At 56.1% G+C, this 21652-nt stretch carries 18 protein-coding genes; 14 read left to right on the top strand and 4 right to left on the bottom strand.

The features are described from left to right. Together recR and HKD32_RS00570 are read left to right on the top strand one after the other, a co-directional pair. Nucleotides 1-594 (top strand): recombination mediator RecR, encoded by a 594-nt coding sequence (gene recR, locus HKD32_RS00565; RefSeq protein ID WP_167347222.1) that lies wholly within the window; start codon nucleotides 1-3, stop codon nucleotides 592-594. Then, entirely contained in the window at nucleotides 591-1334 is a 744-nt protein-coding gene (locus tag HKD32_RS00570; RefSeq protein WP_194257333.1) for an SDR family oxidoreductase, read from the top strand. Before recR ends, HKD32_RS00570 begins: the two co-directional genes overlap by 4 nt. Nucleotides 1335-1336: 2 nt before the next feature. Here the strand turns inward: HKD32_RS00570 and HKD32_RS00575 are convergent, their stop codons facing one another. Both HKD32_RS00575 and HKD32_RS00580 read right to left on the bottom strand, forming a co-directional pair. Next, nucleotides 1337-1936 carry a chorismate--pyruvate lyase family protein gene (locus HKD32_RS00575; protein WP_228118672.1) on the bottom strand — a complete coding sequence of 200 codons (600 nt, stop codon included), beginning with the start codon at nucleotides 1934-1936 and terminating at the stop codon, nucleotides 1337-1339. Beyond that, nucleotides 1878-2210, bottom strand: coding sequence for an FYDLN acid domain-containing protein (locus HKD32_RS00580; protein WP_010500698.1), 333 nt, complete (start codon nucleotides 2208-2210; stop codon nucleotides 1878-1880). The genes HKD32_RS00575 and HKD32_RS00580 overlap by 59 nt, the downstream gene beginning before the upstream one ends. 150 nt (nucleotides 2211-2360) lie before the next feature. Between HKD32_RS00580 and aroA the strand changes: the two genes are divergently transcribed. The 8 genes from aroA (at nucleotide 2361) to HKD32_RS15410 (ending at nucleotide 14829) form a co-directional block, all read left to right on the top strand. Beyond that, on the top strand, nucleotides 2361-3686 hold the full coding sequence (gene aroA / locus HKD32_RS00585) for a 3-phosphoshikimate 1-carboxyvinyltransferase (RefSeq protein ID WP_194257334.1): 1326 nt from the start codon (nucleotides 2361-2363) through the stop codon (nucleotides 3684-3686). Further along, nucleotides 3683-4321, top strand: coding sequence for a (d)CMP kinase (gene cmk, locus HKD32_RS00590; RefSeq protein WP_194257335.1), 639 nt, complete (start codon nucleotides 3683-3685; stop codon nucleotides 4319-4321). The genes aroA and cmk overlap by 4 nt, the downstream gene beginning before the upstream one ends. Nucleotides 4322-4573: 252 nt before the next feature. Continuing rightward, the gene (gene rpsA / locus HKD32_RS00595) at nucleotides 4574-6283 is read left to right on the top strand and encodes a 30S ribosomal protein S1 (protein ID WP_010500704.1); all 1710 of its coding nucleotides are present in this window, start codon (nucleotides 4574-4576) and stop codon (nucleotides 6281-6283) included. A gap of 235 nt (nucleotides 6284-6518) precedes the next feature. Then, nucleotides 6519-9869, top strand: a complete 3351-nt coding sequence (locus HKD32_RS00600) for a glycosyltransferase (protein ID WP_194257511.1) — start codon at nucleotides 6519-6521, stop codon at nucleotides 9867-9869. Nucleotides 9870-9888: 19 nt separating this feature from the next. Further along, nucleotides 9889-12870, top strand: a complete 2982-nt coding sequence (locus tag HKD32_RS00605) for a glycosyltransferase (RefSeq protein WP_194257336.1) — start codon at nucleotides 9889-9891, stop codon at nucleotides 12868-12870. 48 nt (nucleotides 12871-12918) lie between these two features. Then, entirely contained in the window at nucleotides 12919-13938 is a 1020-nt protein-coding gene (locus HKD32_RS00610; RefSeq protein ID WP_061932884.1) for a CgeB family protein, read from the top strand. A gap of 76 nt (nucleotides 13939-14014) precedes the next feature. Then, nucleotides 14015-14344, top strand: a complete 330-nt coding sequence (locus HKD32_RS00615; protein WP_061932882.1) for a hypothetical protein — start codon at nucleotides 14015-14017, stop codon at nucleotides 14342-14344. Between the two features lie 359 nt (nucleotides 14345-14703). After that, nucleotides 14704-14829 carry a hypothetical protein gene (locus HKD32_RS15410; protein ID WP_268761859.1) on the top strand — a complete coding sequence of 42 codons (126 nt, stop codon included), beginning with the start codon at nucleotides 14704-14706 and terminating at the stop codon, nucleotides 14827-14829. Between the two features lie 100 nt (nucleotides 14830-14929). On the opposite strand, the gene HKD32_RS00620 is transcribed toward HKD32_RS15410, so the two are convergent. After that, a complete protein-coding gene (locus HKD32_RS00620; RefSeq protein WP_061932878.1) occupies nucleotides 14930-17629 on the bottom strand; it encodes a M16 family metallopeptidase in 2700 nt (899 codons plus the stop codon). 145 nt (nucleotides 17630-17774) lie between these two features. Here HKD32_RS00620 and HKD32_RS00625 point away from each other — a divergent pair, with 145 nt between their 5' ends. Together HKD32_RS00625 and HKD32_RS00630 are read left to right on the top strand one after the other, a co-directional pair. Beyond that, on the top strand, nucleotides 17775-18308 hold the full coding sequence (locus HKD32_RS00625; RefSeq protein WP_061932876.1) for a hypothetical protein: 534 nt from the start codon (nucleotides 17775-17777) through the stop codon (nucleotides 18306-18308). A 12-nt stretch (nucleotides 18309-18320) separates the two neighbouring features. Next, entirely contained in the window at nucleotides 18321-19349 is a 1029-nt protein-coding gene (locus HKD32_RS00630; RefSeq protein WP_061932932.1) for a glycosyltransferase, read from the top strand. Between the two features lie 6 nt (nucleotides 19350-19355). On the opposite strand, the gene HKD32_RS00635 is transcribed toward HKD32_RS00630, so the two are convergent. Next, on the bottom strand, nucleotides 19356-19949 hold the full coding sequence (locus tag HKD32_RS00635) for a DUF4339 domain-containing protein (RefSeq protein ID WP_061932874.1): 594 nt from the start codon (nucleotides 19947-19949) through the stop codon (nucleotides 19356-19358). Between the two features lie 113 nt (nucleotides 19950-20062). Between HKD32_RS00635 and HKD32_RS00640 the strand changes: the two genes are divergently transcribed. Continuing rightward, on the top strand, nucleotides 20063-20470 hold the full coding sequence (locus HKD32_RS00640) for an MliC family protein (protein WP_061932872.1): 408 nt from the start codon (nucleotides 20063-20065) through the stop codon (nucleotides 20468-20470). A 79-nt stretch (nucleotides 20471-20549) separates the two neighbouring features. Next, complete coding sequence (add, locus tag HKD32_RS00645; RefSeq protein ID WP_194257337.1) at nucleotides 20550-21605, top strand: adenosine deaminase; 1056 nt, start codon at nucleotides 20550-20552, stop codon at nucleotides 21603-21605. Nucleotides 21606-21652 lie beyond the last annotated feature (47 nt).

Genomic DNA, 21652 nt, shown 5'->3' on the forward strand with positions numbered 1-21652 from the left:
ATGATCAGCAATGACATCGAACAGCTGATTTCCATGCTGTCCCGTCTGCCGGGACTTGGTCCTCGGTCCGCGAGACGGGCTGCTCTCAGCCTGCTGCGCCAGCCAGAGGCGCGGATGTTGCCTCTGGCGCATCTTATGGAACGCGCCGCGACCAGTGTGAGAACCTGCACTCTGTGCGGGAATCTGGATACAGTCGATCCCTGCCATATCTGCACGGATGCTCACCGTGATCGCGGTCTGGTCTGCGTTGTCGAGACTGTTGGTGATCTCTGGGCACTTGAGCGGGCGGGGGTGCATCGGGGCGTTTATCAGGTGCTCGGTGGCACACTTTCTGCGCTCGCAGGGCTTGGTCCGGATGACCTGAATGTCGCGTCTTTGCTGGATCGTATTGCCGAAGGTGGCGTCAGGGAGGTCATTTTGGCCCTTGGCGCAACTGTTGAAGGCGCAACGACCGCGCACTGGTTGCAGGAAAAGCTGGCTCCCACAGGCGTGACGGTCAGCCGTGTCGGACATGGTGTCCCGATGGGGGGAGCGCTGGATGTGCTGGATGATGGCACACTCGCCGCAGCCCTGATCGCACGGCGCGCCTTATGATTTCTTCGCGCGTTCCCCGTACAGCGCTTGTGACGGGGGGAGCCAGACGCATTGGCCGTGCATTGGTCGAAATGCTGGTGGAGCAGGGCTTTATGGTCGCCATCCACTACCGTGAGAGCGAGGCAGATGCTCAGGAGCTTCTCGATCGGCTTGGCGGTCGCGGTTGTCTTCTGAAAGCGGATCTGGCCTGCGAAAAAGATGTCGATGCCCTTTTTACCAGAGCCACGGAAAAGCTGGGGCCGATTGGTGTTCTCATCAACAATGCTTCGGCCTTCACGCGGGACGAGATCGGGACGGCGACCAGGGAAAGCTGGGACCAGCATATTGAACCGAATCTGAGAGCGCCATTTATGCTGTCTCAGGCTATGGCACAGTCTCTGCCGGACGATGCGGAAGGACTGATTCTGAACATGCTGGACCAGCGTGTCTGGAACCTGACACCACATTTCGTCAGCTATACCGTGTCTAAAGCTGGTCTGTGGACCCTGACACAGACGCTGGCGCTCGCGCTGGCCCCCCGGATTCGCGTCAATGCGATTGGCCCCGGACCTGTTCTGCCGGCTGTAGGGCAGTCACAGGAGCATTTTGACCGAATGTGCGCCGGAACGCCCCTGAAGTGCGGTGCCTCGCCTGAAGAGATCGCTCAGGCCGCTCTGGCTCTGTTCTCGCTCCCGTCCGTGACCGGACAGATGCTGGCGATGGACGGCGGGCAGCACCTCAACTGGTCACCCGCCCGATAAGTTCAGGGCTGGGGCTTCAGAGCTGCGGGAAGATAATCTTCCACAACCAGAGAAATGGGTGCGTTGTCGGACGCACGCCGGAGTATGGCCCGGTTTTCCAGAACGATTCCCGACGATGCGTCCGGAAAATGCGATTCGAGTCGCTGTCTGTGGAAATGTGTCTCGGTCACAGCTTTCCCGAAAGGTGTGTCTGTCGTCTCGAGGATATGGTTCATTTCAGCCGTCAGACGTTCTGGCACATACCAGTTCCAGGCGTCTGACAGGGCCACATCGCCGCATAGAAGCTGGACGTGCCGCGTCCGCACCTGATCTGCCGTTTTGACGTCCAAAAGCAGAAGAACGTCCGGAGAAGGCTGTTCTCGGGCTGGAAGGCGCACCACCCGGATGGGAAGAGCGCAGTGTTCCTGAAGGACCGCCGTTGCGCTGGGATGATGGTCCAGCCGGTCTTTCAATGCACGAACGGCTGCGCCATCCGGGGACGAAACGTCCCCCGGACCGGCGCAGCCGCTCAATGCTGCTGCAAAGGAAAGAGCACGGACAACCTTAGTTGTCGTCGCGGTCGTCCTTGTCAGTCGTGACTTCGATGTCGTTTGAAAGATCATCGTCATCGTCCAGATCATCATCAGGTGCCATGACATCGTCATCGGCATCATCATCCGTGTCCAGATCGACGTCGACATCATCTTCGTTCTCGTCAGGCTGAGCCTTCGGATCCTTTTCTTCCGGCAGCGGGCCTTCGCTCCGCTTCAGACGGCCGATGTCGTTCGGCTGGGTGGTGCCACACTTGGGGCACACTGTAGGGACGCGGTTCAGGTCATAGAAGCGGGCGCCGCACTCAACGCACGTCCGTTTTAGACCGAGTTCGGGTTTTGCCATGTTATGCAAGCCTGCCAATGCCTCGGATAAGGAACGCGGCCATGCCAGCTTGTTTCCGTCATGTCAAACATGAAGTGTCTTAAAAACTGCATGAGCGCACCCTTTTGTAGGTGATTGACAGGCAGGAATGACCCTCGCATGAACAGGGGCATGCAAGCGCGACCTTTGACAGTTTCCGCGTCCCCGAAGGGACTTTCCGGCCGCACCCGTGTTCCGGGTGACAAATCCATCAGCCATCGTTCGCTGATGCTGGCCTCTCTCGCACATGGCCGTACGCATGTTTACGGTCTTCTGGAGGGCGAGGACGTTCTGCGGACTGCAGACGCCATGCGCGCTCTGGGTGCGACCATTACCCGCGATGGTGCCGTCTGGACGATTGACGGTCGGGGCGTCGGAGAACTGACCGAGCCAGCAGATGTGCTGGATATGGGAAATTCCGGAACGGCCGCGCGCCTCCTGTCCGGTATTCTGTCGTCCCATAAAATGAACAGTGTCATGACCGGGGATGCTTCCCTCCGCTCCCGTCCAATGCGTCGCGTCATGGATCCCCTGTCCAAAAACGGTTCCGAATTTCTGGCCCGTGAGGGTGGACGTCTTCCGATGGCCGTCCGCGGTGATGGTCAGGCCAAGCCGCTTGAATACCGTCTTCCGGTTGCTTCGGCGCAGGTGAAGTCTGCTGTTCTGCTGGCTGGTCTGAATGCCGTCGGCAAGACAGTTGTGGAAGAGCCGGTCGCCACTCGTGACCACACGGAAAACATGCTCCGTCATTTTGGTGTGGACGTTGATGTCTCCGTTCTCGATGCCGGTGGGCGTCGAATCGAGCTGACTGGTCCGGTGAAGTTGACGGCTCGTGACGTGACCGTGCCGGGCGATCCGTCTTCATCAGCCTTTCCGCTGGTGGCTGCACTGCTGGTTCCCGGTTCCGATCTGCTGATCGAGAACGTGGGCCTCAATCCGCTGCGGACAGGTCTATTCACAACGCTGCTCGAAATGGGTGCTGACCTGACGATTGAGAACGAGCGTGTTGAAGGTGGTGAGCCTGTCGGTGATCTGCGCGTTCGTCACAGTAAGCTCAAGGGTGTGGATGTGCCGCCCGAGCGTGCTCCTTCGATGATTGATGAATATCCCGTTCTGGCCGTGGCCTGCGCGTTTGCAGAAGGATCGTCCCGCCTGCGTGGTCTTGAAGAACTGCGCGTAAAGGAAAGCGACCGTCTGGCTGCCACGGTTTCGCTGCTGAACGTCAACGGTGCAGAAACAGAAGTCGTGGGTGATGACCTGATTGTTCAGGGCTTCAGGGGGCCGCTGGGTGGTGGCACCGTGACGACGCACATGGATCACCGTCTGGCCATGAGTGGCATCGTGTTCGGTCTTGCCGCGCAGAAGCCGGTTCATATCGACGATACGGCTTTCATCGAGACCAGTTTCCCCGGTTTTGTTGACCTGATGAACGGATTGGGTGCGGATATCCGGGCATGAGCCGTCCGCTCGTTATTGCCGTGGATGGGCCAGCCGCAGCCGGGAAGGGGACGCTGGCCAAGGCGCTCGCGGCCCGGCTTGGTCTGCCGTATCTGGATACCGGGTTGCTGTACCGCGCTGTCGCGCGTCGGATGGTGAATGCGGGTCTGGACCCGGCGGGAGATGCGTCTGTCCAGGCGCAGGCACTCCAGCCGGAAGATCTGGCCCGAACGGATCTCCGTGTTCCGGAAATCGACCGGGGGGCTTCTCTTGTGGCGGCCCAGCCTGCGGTGCGTGCAGCCCTGCTGGACCGGCAGCGTGTGTTTGCCGCACAGACTGGCGCTGTTGTGGACGGTCGGGATATCGGAACGGTCGTTTTTCCCGACGCAGACGTGAAGTTTTTCATCACGGCTTCTCCCAGAACACGCGCCCTGCGTCGCCACCATCAGGTTCATGGCGAGGCTCCTCTGGCCGAAGCCGACCTTGAGGCGGCTGTTGCCGAGATTGTCGCGCGAGACTCGCGGGATTCTTCGCGGGACACGGCACCTCTTGTACAGGCTGCGGATGCCGTGCTGATTGAGACGGACGACCTCTCCGCAGAACAAGTGCTTGAAAAAGCCTGCGAAGAAGTCGCACGCCGACAGGTGCGCTCCTGATTGCTCGCAGAGAGCGATCAAATACCCGTTTTTTTATTGACAGAGCGCCTGCTGAGGGTGTTTTTGCGGGCTAGCACTGTGTCCGTAATGGGCACGGTGTCGTCTGTCGCGCGTATTTGCGTGCAGGCTTAACCTAACGGACCCGTCCTGACCTCTGATGGCAGCGGGGAGTCGTCACGACAGATCCTGATCCGCGTGGCGCAGACGTGGATGATCGGTTTCAGGCCGAAAATCCGGGAATATTGTATTTACATGGCTTCAGCCAACCAGACCCCTGCCGAGCACGGCATGGAAGATTTTGCAGCCCTTCTCGAAGAGACGCTGGGCCGCGACACCGGTTTTGACGGCTCCGTCGTCACCGGTCGCGTGATCCGTCTGACAGACGAATTCGCTATCGTTGATGTCGGTCTCAAGAGCGAAGGCCGCGTTTCCCTTAAGGAATTCGGCCCGCCGGGTGTTGCTCCGGACGTAAAGCCGGGCGACGTTGTCGAGCTGTATGTCGAGCGTTACGAAGACCGTGACGGTTCCATCGTTCTGTCCCGCGAGAAGGCTCGCCGGGAAGAAGCATGGACCGCTCTGGAGCGTGCATTCGGCAACAACCAGCGCGTCAACGGCACGATCTATGGTCGCGTCAAGGGTGGCTTCACGGTTGATCTGGGCGGCGCAATGGCGTTCCTTCCGGGCAGCCAGGTTGACATCCGTCCGGTTCGTGACGTCGGCCCGCTGATGGGTCAGCCGCAGCCGTTCCAGATCCTGAAGATGGATCGCGCACGTGGCAACATTGTTGTGTCCCGTCGTGCCGTTCTTGAAGAGACCCGTGCAGAACAGCGTTCCGAGCTGATCCAGGGCCTGAAGGAAGGCATGATCCTTGACGGCGTCGTCAAGAACATCACCGACTACGGTGCGTTCGTTGACCTCGGCGGCGTTGACGGCCTTCTGCATGTCACGGACATCGCTTGGAAGCGCATCAACCACCCGTCCGAAGCTCTGCAGATCGGTCAGCCGGTTCGCGTGCAGGTCATCCGCTTCAACCCGGACACGCAGCGTATCTCCCTCGGCATGAAGCAGCTTGAAGCTGATCCGTGGGAAAATGTTGCACTCAAGTACCCGGCAAATGCCCGTTTCACGGGTCGCGTCACGAACATCACCGACTACGGTGCATTCGTCGAGCTGGAGCCGGGCGTCGAAGGTCTGGTGCACGTTTCCGAAATGTCCTGGACGAAGAAGAACGTCCATCCGGGCAAGATCGTCGCTACTTCCCAGGAAGTTGACGTCATGGTTCTGGACGTGGACAGCTCCAAGCGTCGTATTTCCCTTGGTCTCAAGCAGGTTCAGCGCAACCCTTGGGAGCAGTTCGAAGAAGAGCACAAGGTTGGCTCTGTCATCGAAGGCGAAATCCGCAACATCACCGAGTTCGGTCTGTTCATCGGCCTCTCTGCAGACATCGACGGCATGGTTCACATGTCCGACCTGTCTTGGGACGAAGCTGGCGAAGCAGCCATGGCGAACTACGAGAAGGGTCAGGTCGTCAAGGCCAAGGTCCTCGACGTGGATCCTGAGAAGGAGCGTATCTCCCTGGGCATCAAGCAGCTTCAGGAAGATCCGGCAGCCGACACGCTTGCTCGCGTTCAGAAGGGTGCAGTTGTCACCTGCGTCGTGACGGCAGTCCAGACGAACGGTATCGAAGTGAAGGTTGACGATCTTCTGACCGGCTTCATCCGTCGTGCGGAACTGGCTCGTGACAAGGCTGAGCAGCGCCCAGAGCGCTTTGCAGTCGGCGAAAAGGTTGATGCGAAGATCGTGTCCGTTGACCGTGCAGCCCGCAAGCTTGCCCTGACGATCCGTGGCCGTGAGGTCGAGGAAGACAAGGCCGCCATCAGCGAGTACGGTTCTTCTGACTCGGGCGCATCCCTGGGTGATATCCTTGGTGCGGCAATCCGTCGTCGCAGCACGGACGTCTAAGGTTGTAAAAATCTTACAGAATTATTCTGTGATGATTTTAAGAAAGAGCCGCGAAAGCGGCTCTTTTTTTATGCCTGTATTCCGAAAACGTCTTTTTTCTTGGGGGGTTTTGTTGCTGTAAACCTTCGGGTAAGTATTATCGTACCGTGATAGCGGCAGTCTTTTGCGGCCTATTGCCAAAATGGCTGATGGTTCGGTTCTGGATGGGAGTGGGTGTCAGGCACCCAGAAGATTGATGGCGGTTATTTACAATACGAATTATACCCACAATCCTAATTCCTATCTGACGCTGGCGGTCGAACGGGCCGCCAAATCATTGTTTGGAAAAGATCAGGTAGTTGTCGCTGACAACATGTCTTTGGCAGGTATTGCTGCTTCAGGCGAACATGATGTTTTGATCTGCCTGGATGCACAGCGCATCAATCTGGCTCTAATCCGCCGCGTTCGTCCGGCTTTCAAGACCCTGATCCTTTGGACGTTCGAAGATCCGTTCATGCGTGACTTCAATGTCGAGAATGCCGGTCTTTTCGACTACGTCTTTACGAATGATCCCTCCTGTGCCGAATATTATCACGGCAAAGGACATTACCTGCCGTTGGCCGCCAGTACGTCTATTCATGAGCGGAAAGTGCTGCCGGCTAATGAGTTGGAATATGATATTTTCTTTGCCGGTACGATGTGGCCGAATCGTGTGCAGACACTGCGCCGCGTTATCGCTGCTTTTCCTGATGCAAAGCTGAAGCTGGTTTGTCCCGGTAACGAATATCTTCCGCCACTTCCTGCTGACCTTGCAGCGCTCGCGATTCAGCGTCCCATCAGCCATGAAGCTTTCATTGATTTTGCAAATGTCAGTGCCGTCACTCTGACGATGTTCCGCGACTATGCAAGTCACGGTGATGTCAGCCAGGCGACGGCTCCAGGGCCGCGCTTCTTTGAACTTGGTCTTGCTGGAACTGCGCAGGTTGTTGAAGCGCCTGAGAGCATGGCCAGCGAGTATTTTGATACGGTTGAGGGTATCAGTCTTGCCCGTGATCCGGACAGCGTCGTGGATGCGATTGCCCGTATTCTGAGCAACAAGAGCACGCGTCGCAAAGCGGCCCTTGCTGCCCAGAAATCCGTTCTGGCGCACCATCTCTACGAGCATCGTCTCGAGAAAATGCGTGAAATTACGAGAGCAGACTTCGGTCGCCGCAAGGTATCGGATGTTGCGCCGGTGGAACGTCGTCGTCGTCTTCGCATCCTCATGTGCACGCACTCTACCATTCATGAGCAGGCATGGGGTGGAGTTGAAGTTTATCAGCAGGCTTTGTGTTCTCTGCTTGGGCGTGAGATCGAGTTTTTCTACTGGCTGCGTCGTGGCACATTCTGTCGTCTGACAACGGCGAGCGGCCAGGAATTGGAGCGTTTTGACGTGCCGGAGGTCGGCTGGCAGGACGCAATGTGTGATGGGCCGGAGGAAATGGCCTTTTCTAGCGTTATCAGTCAGTACAACATGGACATCGTGCACTTTCAGCACCTAGGCCATCACGCTCTGTCCCTGCCCATTATTGCCAAGGCGAATGGTGCAGGCGTTGTCTTCTCAGCACATGATTTCTGGTTGGTTTCTGCCCGCTATAACCTGCTGAACCATGAGCTGCGTTACGTAGAGGACGAGGTTCGTTCGGTTCTTGCGGCCGATATTACGCTGAAGGCTTCTGAAAATGTCGAGCATGGTGGGGAGCAGACGCGTCGTGCGTTTGTCGCCAAAATGCTGCGATCAGTGGATGCGATCATGTTCGGGACACAGCATTCCCGTGACCTGACGCATGAAATTTACCCGATCCTCGATGAGAAGATCAGCCTGATTACAGGTATTCCCAGCCCTGAAAATACAGTCCCTGTAAAGCCGAAGACGTATGAGCCGCTGGGTGAAAAGCCGCTCAATATTGCCATTGTCGGAAACTTCCTGCGGACAAAGGGAGCGGATACGATCCTGAGCCTGATCGAGATCGCGCATCCGGATCATTTTGTTTTCCACATCTTTGGCTATGTCCATCCGGAATATGAAGCGGTTCTGAATGCCAGCCGACGTTCTAATGTGAAGCTTTATGGCCGCTACGACATGGGCGATATTGAAGCCCTGAAGAAGGCGGATGTTGCCCTTAATCTTTCGATCTGGCCCGAAACCTATTGCATCTCTCTCTCTGAAGCTTGGCAGAACGGTCTAATCCCCATTGTGACGGATGTGGGAGCTCTGGGCGATCGCGTTGAAGACGGCGTCAATGGTTTCAAGGTTCCCATTAACCGTCCCAGCATGGTTCTTGAGCGCCTTGAACTGCTGAGGTCTTCCGAGCCGCTGCGCAAGACGATCATGGCCAATATCGGTCCGCACCTCTGGACACATGCCCGCGAATATGCGGATGGGCTCCTGGCTCTTTATCAGGATGTTGCTCCGCGTCGACCGATGGGTGTGTCCGATCTTCGCCTGGATGCAGGTCAGGTTCATCTTCTGCCGCATCCGTCATGGCGTCATCAGGCTCCTCCGCGTCATATTTTCGATCCGCCGACCACGCGCGACCTGTCGGTCGAGCTTCCGCTTCCAGTGTCTGACTGGTTCTCAATTCAGGGCGCGGAATGCTACATCGATGACATCTGCCATCATGTTTTTGCGACCAACGAAGACGAAGACTTCAAGGGCTCGAACGAATTCCACATTCGCGGCTGGTTCCTGATCCCGAGCGTGAGCACGGCAGGACGTATGCTGACAGTTCTGATCGGGGAAGATGCGGACAGCCCGCTGATTTTCCTTGAGTGTGAGCGGGAAATTCGTGGTGATATTGTCGAGATGTTCAATGGTGCTCCGCGTCGTTCGGGCTTCTCCGGGAAGGCTGCTCTGCGCGGCAAGTGGTGTGAAGGACGTTTCCGGGTCGGGCTGGTCAATGTCATCAACGGTCAGGCGGCCTTCCAGATGACGTCTATTCAGATTGAAGTCGACGGTGGCAAGATCGAAACGATCCAGCGATCGGCTCCTTCCAATGATGTTATCCTGGCGGACTTCAATCGTATTTCTCATAGCGACGGCTTGATGCGTGGCATCAAGTTGGCGGCATTCCAGAAGGGTAAGCTCCATCCCTACGGCAGTGGGTTGCTGGAGTGCTTTATCGACGAATTCACGGGTGTGGTTGGCGAGCCTGCAAATGCGGTTGAGTCTTACGAGACTATCGTTATTCGCGGCTGGGCTTTCCTGAAGAGTCTCTCCCGTGCCGGTCAGATGTATGTCGGGCTGGTGTGCCCCGAAAAAGACGATCTGGTTCTGTTCGGTATGGAGCGCGTTGCGCGTCAGGACGTCTCTAAAGTTCATCGGGATGCTCCGCTTTGCGCCGGTTTCTCTGGAGTCCTTCATCCGCTTCATGGTTATGCCCGTCCATTGGATGGTGTTTACCGTGTGGCTCTGATCAATGTGGCAGGTGATGTCTTCGGGACGCATCTGACCGATCTGGTTGTGACGTTCGATGGAGGTCGCATTGTCTCTACGGGTCGTGAAGGTCTGACGCTTGAGCAATCCGAACGGGTAGATGCCCTGCTGAATGAGAAAGCCATAGCCTGAAGCAGGAGCGTTATCCCTGATGTCTGATTCAGTCCCTGAGCAGCCCCTGTCTGCTCATCAGCCTCGTTGGCGGGCGTTTGATGAGCAGTGGTATCTGCTGCGTTATCCGGAAGTCAGGGACTGGATGCATGAAGAAGGACATCGGGATCTTTATGCGTTTTATCTGGAGACTGGCCAGCGTTACGGCCACTCTCCCAATCGCTATTTTGATGAAATCTGGTATCGGGAAGCCTATCCGGATGTGCGTCGTGACCTGATCCAGGAAAAGTGGCAGTCAGGATTTGAGCACTATTGTGCTGAAGGCTTTCGTCAAAACTCCCCGCACTGGCTGTTTGACGAAAGCGGTTATCTGCGTCGCTATCCTGAACTCACCCGTCGGTTTCTGGATGAGCAGGGCTTTGTAAATGGCTACGATCATTATCTCGAAGTTGGCGAGGCTCGTTACTATCGGGGGCATCCGTTTTTCGACGATGAATTGTGCCGCAGACTTGCTTTGCGTTTCCCCGACTATTTTGACAGTAGCATCGGGCTGTTCGCGTCCTGGCTGAGCCTTCCGTCCAGCATCGCGGATGCAGGCCGAGTGTCATGGTATTTTGATCCCGTCTGGTATCTGGACCGATATCCGGATGTGCGCCGTGAGATTGCTGATGGTCGTTATAGCAGCGCATTGCATCATTATCTAACGAATGAGACAGCGCGTCGTTTCGACCCGCAGGAACTGTTCTCTGAAGAGTATTATGCAGCGTCTCATCCGGACGTCGTGGCCTGTATTGATCTGGGGTCTTTCAGAAATGGCTATGAGCATTTCCTGCGCTTTGGCGCCCATGAAGGACGGGTTCCCAAAGAAGGTGTAGACCTGCTGGCGCATATGAATCGGCCTCAGGTGCGTAACGATGTCCGCAATCATGTTTATGATAGCGCCTTTGCCCATCTTGTTGCGGCGAGAACGGGCGATGTGCAGCGGGCAGCGTTGGCCGAGACGCCTGACATAGACGAAAATCATTCCCGGCAGGTTTTTGAACGGGAAGCTGAAGCGCTCTTGCCCGCTTTTGCCCGGCACCCGCTTGATTTCACGGTTACTGGCGTACCGGAAGTCAGTGTCATTGTGGTTGTTTACAATCGACTGGCTCTGACAATGCAGGCGCTGTCGTCACTGAGAGCCAATTATGCAGGTGCTATCCAGCTGATTGTTGTCGATTCAGGATCGCACGACCAGACGCGACGTCTGGGAGAACTGGTGCGCGGGGCCAAAATCCTGCGCTTCAGATATAATATCGGGTATCTTGAAGGGTGCAACGCGGCTTTGGCCGAGGTTGAGGCACCCTTCGTTCTGTATCTGAACAATGATCTGCGCCTGTATCCCTGCAGCATTGCCCATGCTCTGGAGCGGCTTCGGTTTGATGAAGGTGTCGGGGCGGTTGGGGCGAAACTGATCCGGACGAACATGCGGTTGCAGGAGGCGGGGTCTATCATCTGGCGTGATGGGTCCACCTATGGGTATCGGCGTGAGGCTAATCCCAATCTGCCGGAAGCCAATTTCGTCCGTGATGTGGATTATGTTTCTGCCGCATTCCTGATGATCCGTTCTTCCCTGCTGAGACGTCTGGGCGGATACGATCTGCGTTATCGGCCGGCTTATTTCGAAGATACGGATCTTTGTGTCCGGATTCTCAAGATGGGTCTCCGGATTGTTTATGACCCGAATGTGGTCGTGGAACATCTGGAGTATGGCAGTTCCGGTTCTGCCGGATCACAGACCCTGATGCACGCCAATCTGCGTATCTTTGCCAAAGCGCATCAGGATTTCCTGAGGCATCAACAGCCTGCTCATATCCGGAATGCCGTTCAGGCTCGCGAACGTCGATCGGACCGGAAGCATATTCTGTTTATTGAAGACAGATTGCCGCTTCGTCGTCTGGGATCTGGATATGTGCGCTCCAATGATGTTGTTCGGGAGATGGCTGCCCTCGGATATCAGGTGACGGTTTTTCCGATGCTGCCGAGGGATCAGAGTGAACTCGAGCTTTTCGGGGATTTTCCTGAGACGGTCGAACTGATCGCAGATCAGCATTTGTCCACATTTCCGGACTTCATTCAGGCGCGTGCCGGGTATTATGATCTTGTCTGGGTTGGGCGAACGCACAACATGGCGCGATTGCTCCCGATCATGAATGAAGCCAGCCGTTACCTTCCGACGGGTGGAGCCGTGCTCGATACGGAAGTGATCTCTACGCCAAGAACTTTGGAACGCATCAAGGTTCTGGATTTGCCACAACCCAAGGTGGGTTTTGATGAGATGCTGCGGCGTGAACTGGAGTGTGCTCATTACTGTCAGCAGATTGTCGCTGTGACGGAGCATGATGCGTCTCTGGTGCGTCGGGCAGGCTATGAGAATGTTTCGGTTCTGGGACATGAGATGCGTATTCGCCCTACGGCAGCGCCTTTTGAGACCAGAAGAGATATTCTGTTCCTTGGGGCGCTCCATGACGAAGGGGCTCCTAACCATGATAGTCTGGAATGGTTTGTCGGAGCGGTTTTGCCGTTTCTGGACGACGTGCTGCCGGAAGATGTTCGCTTCACAATCGCAGGATTCATTCATCCGTCTGTCGATGTGAGTGTCTTTGCAAGGCATCCGCGCGTGGATATTGTGGGGGCCGTAAACGATCTGGCACCGCTTTTCGATCGGCATCGTGTCTTTGTGGCGCCAACTCGGTTTGCCGGCGGATTGCCTTTCAAGGTGCAGGAGGCTGCGGCCTTTGGGGTTCCAATGGTGATTACGTCTCTTTTGGCTAGCCAGGTGGGATGGAAAGATGGCGAGGAGCTTCTTTCGGCTGCTGCTGATGATGCTGAAGGGTTTGCGTCTGGTGTGGCCCGTCTCTATCAGGACAGCGCACTCTGGGCGCGTTTGAGAGACGGGGCGCTGAAAGCGGTAGAACGGGATTGCGCTCCTGCACGATTCCGGCAGGATCTGTCTTCGATCCTGCAGGCCTGCATTGCGTAAAAGGGCCGGGTGGCCGGATCATGAGAGTGTAAGGAAACAGGTGAGGCTATGACCACAGAAGTGAAAGAACATGCCGCTGCAACAGAGCGGAACGTGTCTGGCCTGACCGGACGTGTTCTGGTGTGTAGTGGTGGCCGCTATGAGAGCCAGGCCAACGCGCAGATCCGTGAGTCTATCATGGACGGTTGGGCGGAGTGTTTTGGCGAAGAAAACGTAACGGCTGTCCATATTTCTGCCGCTGCGGCGTCCGTTAAAATCCTGAAGCCTACGATCGTGTTTGCTATCGGCTCTTACCTGCCAGAAAGCACCTATTTCGGCGAAGTGTGCCGGGAAGCCAAAAAGATCGGCGCCGTGACGGTTTTCTGGGCCACCGAAGACCCCTACGAACAGGATGCGAACTATCGCATCGCTGATGACTTTGACGTTGTGTTTTCCTGTGATCGCTGGGGACACAACTTCTATCAGCGTGACCGGGTGTTCCATCTGCCGCTCGCCGCAAGCCCGAAGCTGCACTACATGCCGATTGAGGAAAACGTCGAAAAAACGATCGACGTTCTGTTCTGTGGTGTGGCGTTCACCAGCCGTAAGGACATTGTGCGCAACCTTCTGCCGGTTCTCCGCAATCTGAATATCAAGATTGTTGGCCCGGGTTGGGGCGAGCTAGGTATTGGCTTCTCTGACGCACGTATTGAGAAGTCCCAGCTTGTAGAACTGTATCGTCGCTCGAAGATTGTTCTCAATCTTGGTCGTTCGCTGCATTTCGAGAACAAGCGTTTCGTGATTGCGCCTTCCACGCCGGGTCCGCGGACCTTTGAAGCGGCTCTCGCGGGTGCGTTTCAGGTATTCCACGAAGATACGCATGAAATCCGTCGCTATTTCAATGCGGATGAAATCCCTGTCTTTTCCAATCGGATCGACTTTGAAAATCTGATTGAAAAGTATCTGGGGGATGATGAAGCGCGTCTGGCCATGACCCGCAAGGCTCAGGCGCGGACAGAGGCCGAGCATCTTTACAGCCATCGCATCAAGCAGGCCTTGGCTGTGCTTCAGTCAGAGGGACTTCTCTGATCTCGGAAGTTGTTGAGAGGGTGATTATGGAAAGCCGGGCTTCTGTCCGGCTTTTTCTTTTTGAAGGTGTGTAGGGGTGCAAACTGTCTGGCTTACGGTTTTGTTGATTGTGGCGGCGTTTCTGGAAGTCGGAGGCGATGCTCTTGTGCGATCAGGGTTGCATACGGCTGGGCTGGGACGGTTAGGATACATTGCCGCCGGAGGAGCCGTGCTGCTGGCTTATGGTCTGACCGTCAATCTGCCTGACTGGGATTTCGGACGCCTGATGGGGGTGTATGTTGCGCTGTTCTTTGTGGCCGCCCAGATCGTCGCCTATTTTACCTTTGGCCAGACACTGACGCTTCCGATTTGTGTTGGGGGCACATTGATTGTTCTGGGTGGAGCCGTGATGACGGTTTGGCGTTAAGACATTTTCTTTGTTTCAGAACTGTTATTTGAAATGTATTGTTGTAAATTAGAATCATGACGTAATGTTTCTATAAAAATCCTGACTGATCTGAATGTCGTTGGGAGCTTTGCGTAGAAATATCACAGCATATATTTAAGAGGACTTCTTACAGCTTTACGGACAGGATCGTAAAAAAGAACAGCGATGTTATTATTGCATCTTGGAAATCGGTGAATGTTGACTGTACGACAAACCTTTATCAAGTCCTGCAGATCAAAAAACAGCCTCTTCGCGGGGCGGCGTGTCTCGCTGATTATTCTGTTTTTCCGCAATTTGTAGAGAACAACCCACGTTCTCGTTGCAATAAAACCAAAGTTATGGCGAAAGCTCTGCACTACCGTGCGAGCACTGATTATACAGGATTTGATCTCGTTCTTGTGGATGCTGGTGGCCCGACAGGAGAGGTACGCAATATGGCGTTCCGTATAAAAATCATCGAATGAATTTTTAAGACGTGGGTGCGGCTCAAGATCGAGTGGTGAAAAACAGCATTGAAATATCAAGGTTCAGTAAAGGTGCCGGGAAAGCCCGGCACCTTTATTTTTACTTAGGCTGAGGTCCCAGAACGATCTGGGCCAGATCATCCGGACGCACCCATTTGCTGAAAGCAGCCTGCACCTGAGCGGGTGTCATGTCGTAGATGGCCTTGGCGGCCTCGGCGGGCGAGTTCAGAGGAAGACCAAGATCGATCAGATCCAGATAGCTTCCGGCCAAGGCGCCGAAGCTGGCGCGCGCCATGGGTTGACGGCGGAGCAAAGAGGCTTTGGCCAGATCGAGGCTCTCCTGTGAGACCGGTTGTGTCCGCATGTCCTGCACATCCTTGATGGCCAGCACACGCGCTTTGCTGACCTTGTCCGGGTCCGCGCCGAAGCTGATGCCGAACGAACTACGGGTGCGGGAATAGCTGAAGCTGCTGCCGGCTCCATAGACGTATCCGGTGCGAACGCGCAGATCCTGCATTAGGCGTGAAGAGAAGCCATTCCCAAGGATTTCGTTGCCGACAGCCAGAGCGTGGCGATCCGGATCTGTGACGTTCATTCCAACCGTTTCGACCAGCTTCACGTCATCCTGAGAGCGTCCCGGATCAGAAACAACGGCCTGAGAGGCTTTGCTAAGTGGAATGGAAGGGAGATCCACAACCGGGGCTGGGCCCGTGGCTTTCCAGCCGCCAAAAGCTTTCTCGATCTGATCTTTGGCGTCTTCTGGCGTGATGTCACCGACGACGACAATTGTGGTCAGGTCCGGGCGGTAAGTGGCTGTGTAATAGGACTTCACATCGTCGAGCGTGATTTTGCTCAACGTAGCGGGCGTGGCTTCCCGGAGGGTGGGGTCATTGGCGGGGACAAGCGCGTGACGTGTGGCACGGCCAAAGCGGTAGGCCGGCGACTGAAGCTCGCCAGCGCGCGCCTGAATGGCCTCCATTTGGGTGACGTGAAATGCTTTTTCCGGGAAAGCAGGGGAGAGCTCATGCTCAGCCAGCAGGGAAAGACCCGCACTGAAATTCTGCGTCAACGTGCTGAGACTGAAATTGGGGCCAGCGTTCTCGTCTGCGGAAATTTCGTCCAGCGCACTGGCGAGAGCCAGCCGGTCATGATGCGTGCTGCCATAGAGGAACATGTCCGCCGTCAGTCCGGCGACCCCCTCTTTCCCGGCAGGCTGTTGCAGAGAGGGGTTCTGCCGGATTGAACCAACCAGTTCGATTGTGTGGCTGACATGTTCTGGCTGGACCAGAAGATGGAGACCATTCGGGAGCGTATAGGCCGTTGGGAGCGGGGCTGCTGCCGGGATGCTCAGGCGGGCAAGAGCTTCGGTGGCCCATCCCGGAAGAGAAACCTTCCCGGAAGGAGGGGTGTTGAAGGATTCCGCGCCGCCATATCCTTTGCCGCCAATCGCCTTGCCTTTTTCGCTAGGCGTCAGGGTTGCGCTGATGGCGTGTTGCGGGTCCAGCAGGGCTTTGGCGAGATCATCCACCTGCGCCTTGGTGACGTTGCGGAAGGCTGCAATCATGTCATCAGGGCTGTTCAGATGCTGAATGGCGACGGCCTGAGACCAGTTTTCGGCCAGTTCGGAAATACTGTTGGCGTTGAATTCCAGCGCTGCGATTTCTTTACGTCGTGCCGCCTCGATCAACTCTGCCGGAACGCCATTTTTGCGGAATCCTTCCATGAGAGACGCAAGAGTATGACGGAGTTCGTCAGGGTTCGCGCCTTTGGGGAAGCCGGCATAGGCCACGGCCAGACCCGCCTGTGCGTCCGGATCATACATGAAGCCTGCATCCAGTGCCTTGCCGTCCGGGACCAACCCAAAGAGGGCTCCTCGCTGGCTGGCGATGGCATCGGCCAGAAGAGTAACTGCGGCGTAGTTCGGATCACGCTGTCCCGGCATCCGCCAGGCCATGGTGACGAGCCCGATCGGTAGATCGGTATCCAGTGCAAGAGACTGTGCTTTGGCAGGCGTGGGAGTGACTGTCGGGCGTTCCGGGAGTTTGGCGGAAGGGATGTCGCCAAATGCAGCCTGAACCTTCTTCAGTGTTTCCTGTGCATCGACATCCCCGGTGATGACGAGAATGGCGTTGTTCGGAGCATACCAGCTTTCGTAAAACTGCTTGAGCAGGGGCGCTGTGGTGGCATCGAAGGACGGACGCGTTCCAAGAGCGTCATGCTCATAGGGGGTCCCTGCATACAGGGCGGCTCTGACCTGCGAGAGGTAGCGATAGATCGGGCTGGAAAGATCGCGCGAGACTTCCTGCTCGATGGCACCGCGCTCATGTGCCCATTCTTTTTCGGTGATGTTCAGGCCGCGCATCCGGCCCGCTTCGATCCGCAGAAGAACATCCAGATCAGCCGCCGGTGCCTTGAAATAATACTGCGTGACGTCAGACGTGGTGTCCGCATTGTCGTTGTTGCCAAGTTGAGCGCTGATGGTGGACAACTGATCGCGCGACAGGCTTTGCGATCCATTGAACATCATGTGTTCAAGGGCATGGGCCGTACCCGGAAAGCCTTTGGGCGCATTGACGGAGCCAACTTCGTAATTGAGCATTGTCTGAACAACGGGGGCCAGCGTGTCCCGCACGATCACGACCCGAAGGCCATTGGGCAGTGTCGCCCGTGTCACGGCTGCCGGTGCCGCGGTGCTGGCCTGTGGAACTGCGGGGGCGGCCTGTGCGGTCGCCAGCAGGGGCGGCGCCAGCATGGAGGCTGCAAGCAGTGTTAGACGGGTCAGGCGGGGAAAACCGGGCATAGGATGTTAACTTCCTGCGGGTAAAATGGTCTGCCAGACAGTAAATCGACTGTCGGGGATGCTGTCTACGGGAGCAGGATTGCCGAAGGATGAATAAAAAATCATGTGACGTGCTCAATCAGTCACCGCTAAGAATGGAAGTATTATGACGTCTTCCAATTTTATCGTTCGCTGTGATGACTGGCTGATTGATCGCGTGTTCCAGCCGATTGCAAACCGGCTGCCTGCTGGTCTGTCTGCTGTTCAGCTTGGACTGAGCTTCCAGCTTGGGTCGCTGATGCTGAATGGTGCTGCCCTGCTGCTGCCGATCGTGCTGTTCGGTGTCACGCTGGGTGGCCTGGTTGATACGGCGTTGATCTGGTTCATGAATCTGGCCTTCTTACTAGGGATGAAGAAGACGATCCCGCTGATCCGGCCTGGCATGATGAATCCGTTGCGACCCATGATGCTCAGTATGCGCATGATTGCGATTGCGTTTCTGATTTATCAGCTTTTCCGGGGGCTGGATGGGGTTGGTATCGGCTGGATTCTATCCCAGCTTATGACGCTGTCTCAGCTTACGTTCGTGATGGGGCTGTATTTTGTGTCTTGTCAGCCTCAGCCGCCCCGCCAGCGGATGTCTTCCCGCACTGGGCCAATCATTGAAGGCGTCTGGTCTACGGGTGGTCGAATCAACTGATTGGGAAAGACGGTGAAAATTCTTCACTGTCTTTCAACGCGGGAATTTGCCGGGACCGAGCGCCATGTCGCTGAACTGACGGCAATTCAGGCCCGTTCCCATGAGGTGACGCTGCTGCTGGAAAGCTGCACGACTGACTTCAGAACGGGCGGCGATATTACACCTCATATTGACCCGGCTGTTCGGGTTGTCCGGGCGGACTGGCGAGGATATCTGGGATGTCTGGCCAGACTGATGCAGGCTGGTTCTTTCGATGTTGTTCATACCCACCTGGGGCACGCATCCATTCGTGCCGGGGGTCTGAAAAAAGCCGGAATAGGCGGCAGGATGCCGGTCATTGGGACATTGCATAACGTCTATCGCGGGCGCAGTTATGGCGCGCATGATGGTTTGATCTGTATTGCGCGCTGGCAGCAGGACAGTTTGCCCAAGCGATGGGCCAACCGAAATGCGCTGATTTCGAACTGGACTGTTCCCTGCGCCAAGACTGAACAGGAAGGTCCAGCTCTTCGCAGGAAATTTCGGCGGCACCACGGAATTCCGCAGGACGCCTTTGTGATCTGTGCGATGGGGCGGCTGGTTCCGGAAAAGCGGTTTGATCTGTTGCTGCAGGCATGGAAGCAGGCTGGTCTTGCGGCGGAGGCTTATCTGGTTCTGATTGGTGATGGGCCTGAAAGGGCGTGTCTTGAACGGGGACATACCGTGCAGGATCGCGTTATTTTTGCGGGCTACCGGGGGGACGCACCGGCCGTATTTGCCGCATTTGATGGCTTCGTTCTGCCTTCAGGTCGCGAGCCATTCGGATTGGTTCTGCTGGAAGCCATGGCGGCCGGTTTGCCAGTTTGTGCTACGGCGGCTGGAGGCGTTTTGGATATTCTCGAGCATGATCCGGCTTCGCTCGTCACGCCGAATGATGTGGAGGCCTTGTCCGCTGGACTGAAGCGTCTCCGGCAGCAACCCAGACGGGTCTGGGATCTGTCCTCCTACGATCTGGCGGAGCAGGCTCGGAAGACAGAACAGTTTTACCAGCGGTTTCTCTGAGCAGACTTATAATTCGTAGTGGCGAGAGACGTAGCTGGAGACATTCCCGGGATGACGCACCATGTCCCAGCTTTCTGAGAATGACGGAACAAACTGGAACAGGAATACCAGCATAGACAGGAAGAACAGCAGCATTCCGCGTCCCACGAACCGGATGCGTCTCCAGAAATATAGGGGTGGGATCAGAATCCAGAATGGTGAGCCGGGGCGGAAGCCGGCGGCCATCAGGGCGCGACGGTCTGTCAGCATGGACGTAAAGATGATGGCAAAGCTGAGAATAACAGCGATGATCCCCGACTGCCGGTCAGGCATCCCGCCGACCCAAGCCAGTGCGTTGACGATCATGCTACTGACAAACGGCCCGAAAATACTGAGCCATGCCCAGCGATTGGAAACCCGGCTGGCGGGCAGTGCAGGGGGGACCCCAGCAGGCTGAGGGGGCCAGAAAGAACAGCTTCCCGCTGGTTGCCATTCCGCTCCGAAAGCTTCCGTCCAGCAGAGAGTGGAATGTTCGATCATTCCTGTTGTTGCCAGAGTGCGCATGTCCTCTTCGGAGACCGGGCCTTTGCGGCTACCGTGTTCTTCGTAAAACCAGCTCACAATCCATCCTTGCTCGGGAAAGGTGTCATCATCCTGGCAGGATGGGCGCTTAATCTGACTGAAAGATGCGTCTCAGGCAATGGCAGAGGCGTTACCCTCTCATGGAGGATCAAATGATGAAGAAATGTTCGATTAGTGTGTTGTCTGTTCTCTGCCTGGCCACTGGCCTGGCTCAGGCTGCTCCGACAGGCAGCCTGAAGATCCCTCTGCCTTCAGGAGTGAAGGTGGATCGTCAGATGGCAGTCTATACCTGTAGTGCGCAGGACGAAAACGCGAAAGACCTTCTGGCTGCGCTCCCTAAAAATCCTGTGACCGCACAGTATCTCAACGCCGGTGACATCAGTCTGGCTGTTCTGCAGATTCGTGGGCAGACACAGGTCTTTTCCAATGTCATTGCGGCGGATGGCGCAAAATATACGGCGGCTCAGTATGTCTGGTGGAGCAAAGGCGATGAGGTACTCTTCTCGAGTGCTATGGATGACAAGGCACTTGTGACCTGCCGCGCCACCACAAAACGGTAAAACCGTATCGGGATCGTTTCAATTTTCCAGCAGACATGCATGATGGTTTCCTGTCTTCGGTTGATGAGGAAAACGCGTCATGTCTGCTGTCTCTATGCAGGAGTTTTTGGAAAAGCTGCCCAAGGCTGAACTCCATGTTCATCTGGAAGGGACTTTGGAGGCTGATCTCAAGATCCAGCTGGCGGAACGCAACAACCACCCTTTGAAGTCCAGCACTGCGGAAGACATCCGGCAGGGCTATGTCTACCATGACCTGCCGTCTTTTCTTGCGTTGTATTATGAAGGGGTGGAGCTTCTCCAGACCGAGCAGGATTTTCATGATCTTTGCTATGCTTATCTGGCGAAAGTGGCGCAACAGAACGTGCTCTACACCGAGATGTTCTTTGACCCGCAACTGCATATTCGCCGTGGGCTGGATTTCGGGACTGTTATCCGCGGCTTCAATGCCGCGCAGGAAGACGCCGAACGCGATTTCGGTATCCGGTCCAGTCTCATCCTGTGTTTCATTCGGGAGATGAGTGCGGAATCCGCTGATGAGACCTTCACCCAAGCGCTCCCCTATCTGGAGCGGCCTGACCGTAGTCGTATCATTGGTGTGGGTTTGGACTCAGACGAGAAGGGCAATCCGCCTGCGAAGTTTGCGAAGACCTTTGCCCGTGCAAAAGCGATGGGGCTTCACTTGACCATGCATTGCGATCTCGATCAGGAGAACACGCATGAGCACATCCGGCAAGCGCTTCAGGACCTTGAGAGCGAACGTCTGGACCACGGGCTGAATGTGCTCGAAAAGCCCGAACTGATTACCATGGCACGCGAAAAAGGCGTGACGTTTACGATTTGCCCGTCCCCGAATGACGTCATCCGTCCCGGTCGGTCCCGTCAGGATATTCGGGATATGCTGGCGGCAGGTCTGAAAATTACCATCAATTCCGACGACCCTGGCTATATGCAAAGTGTGTATATGACGGAAAGCCTCGCCAAGGCGCAGGCCGCTGCTGATCTGACACCGGAAGAACTGATTCAGATCAGTAGAAATGCTTTTGAGGCTGCCTGGATCTCCGATGCAGAGCGCGAGACGTATCTGGCGGCTCTTCAGGATTTTGCGCAGACATACCGGGTTGTCGCTCCGGCCTGAGGAAGACGTTGATCCTTCCTGTGGCTTCAAGGTGTGGGGAGGCAGGA

Origin of the sequence: Gluconobacter japonicus, assembly GCF_015244665.1 — a bacterium.
Taxonomy (GTDB): Bacteria; Pseudomonadota; Alphaproteobacteria; order Acetobacterales; family Acetobacteraceae; genus Gluconobacter; species Gluconobacter japonicus.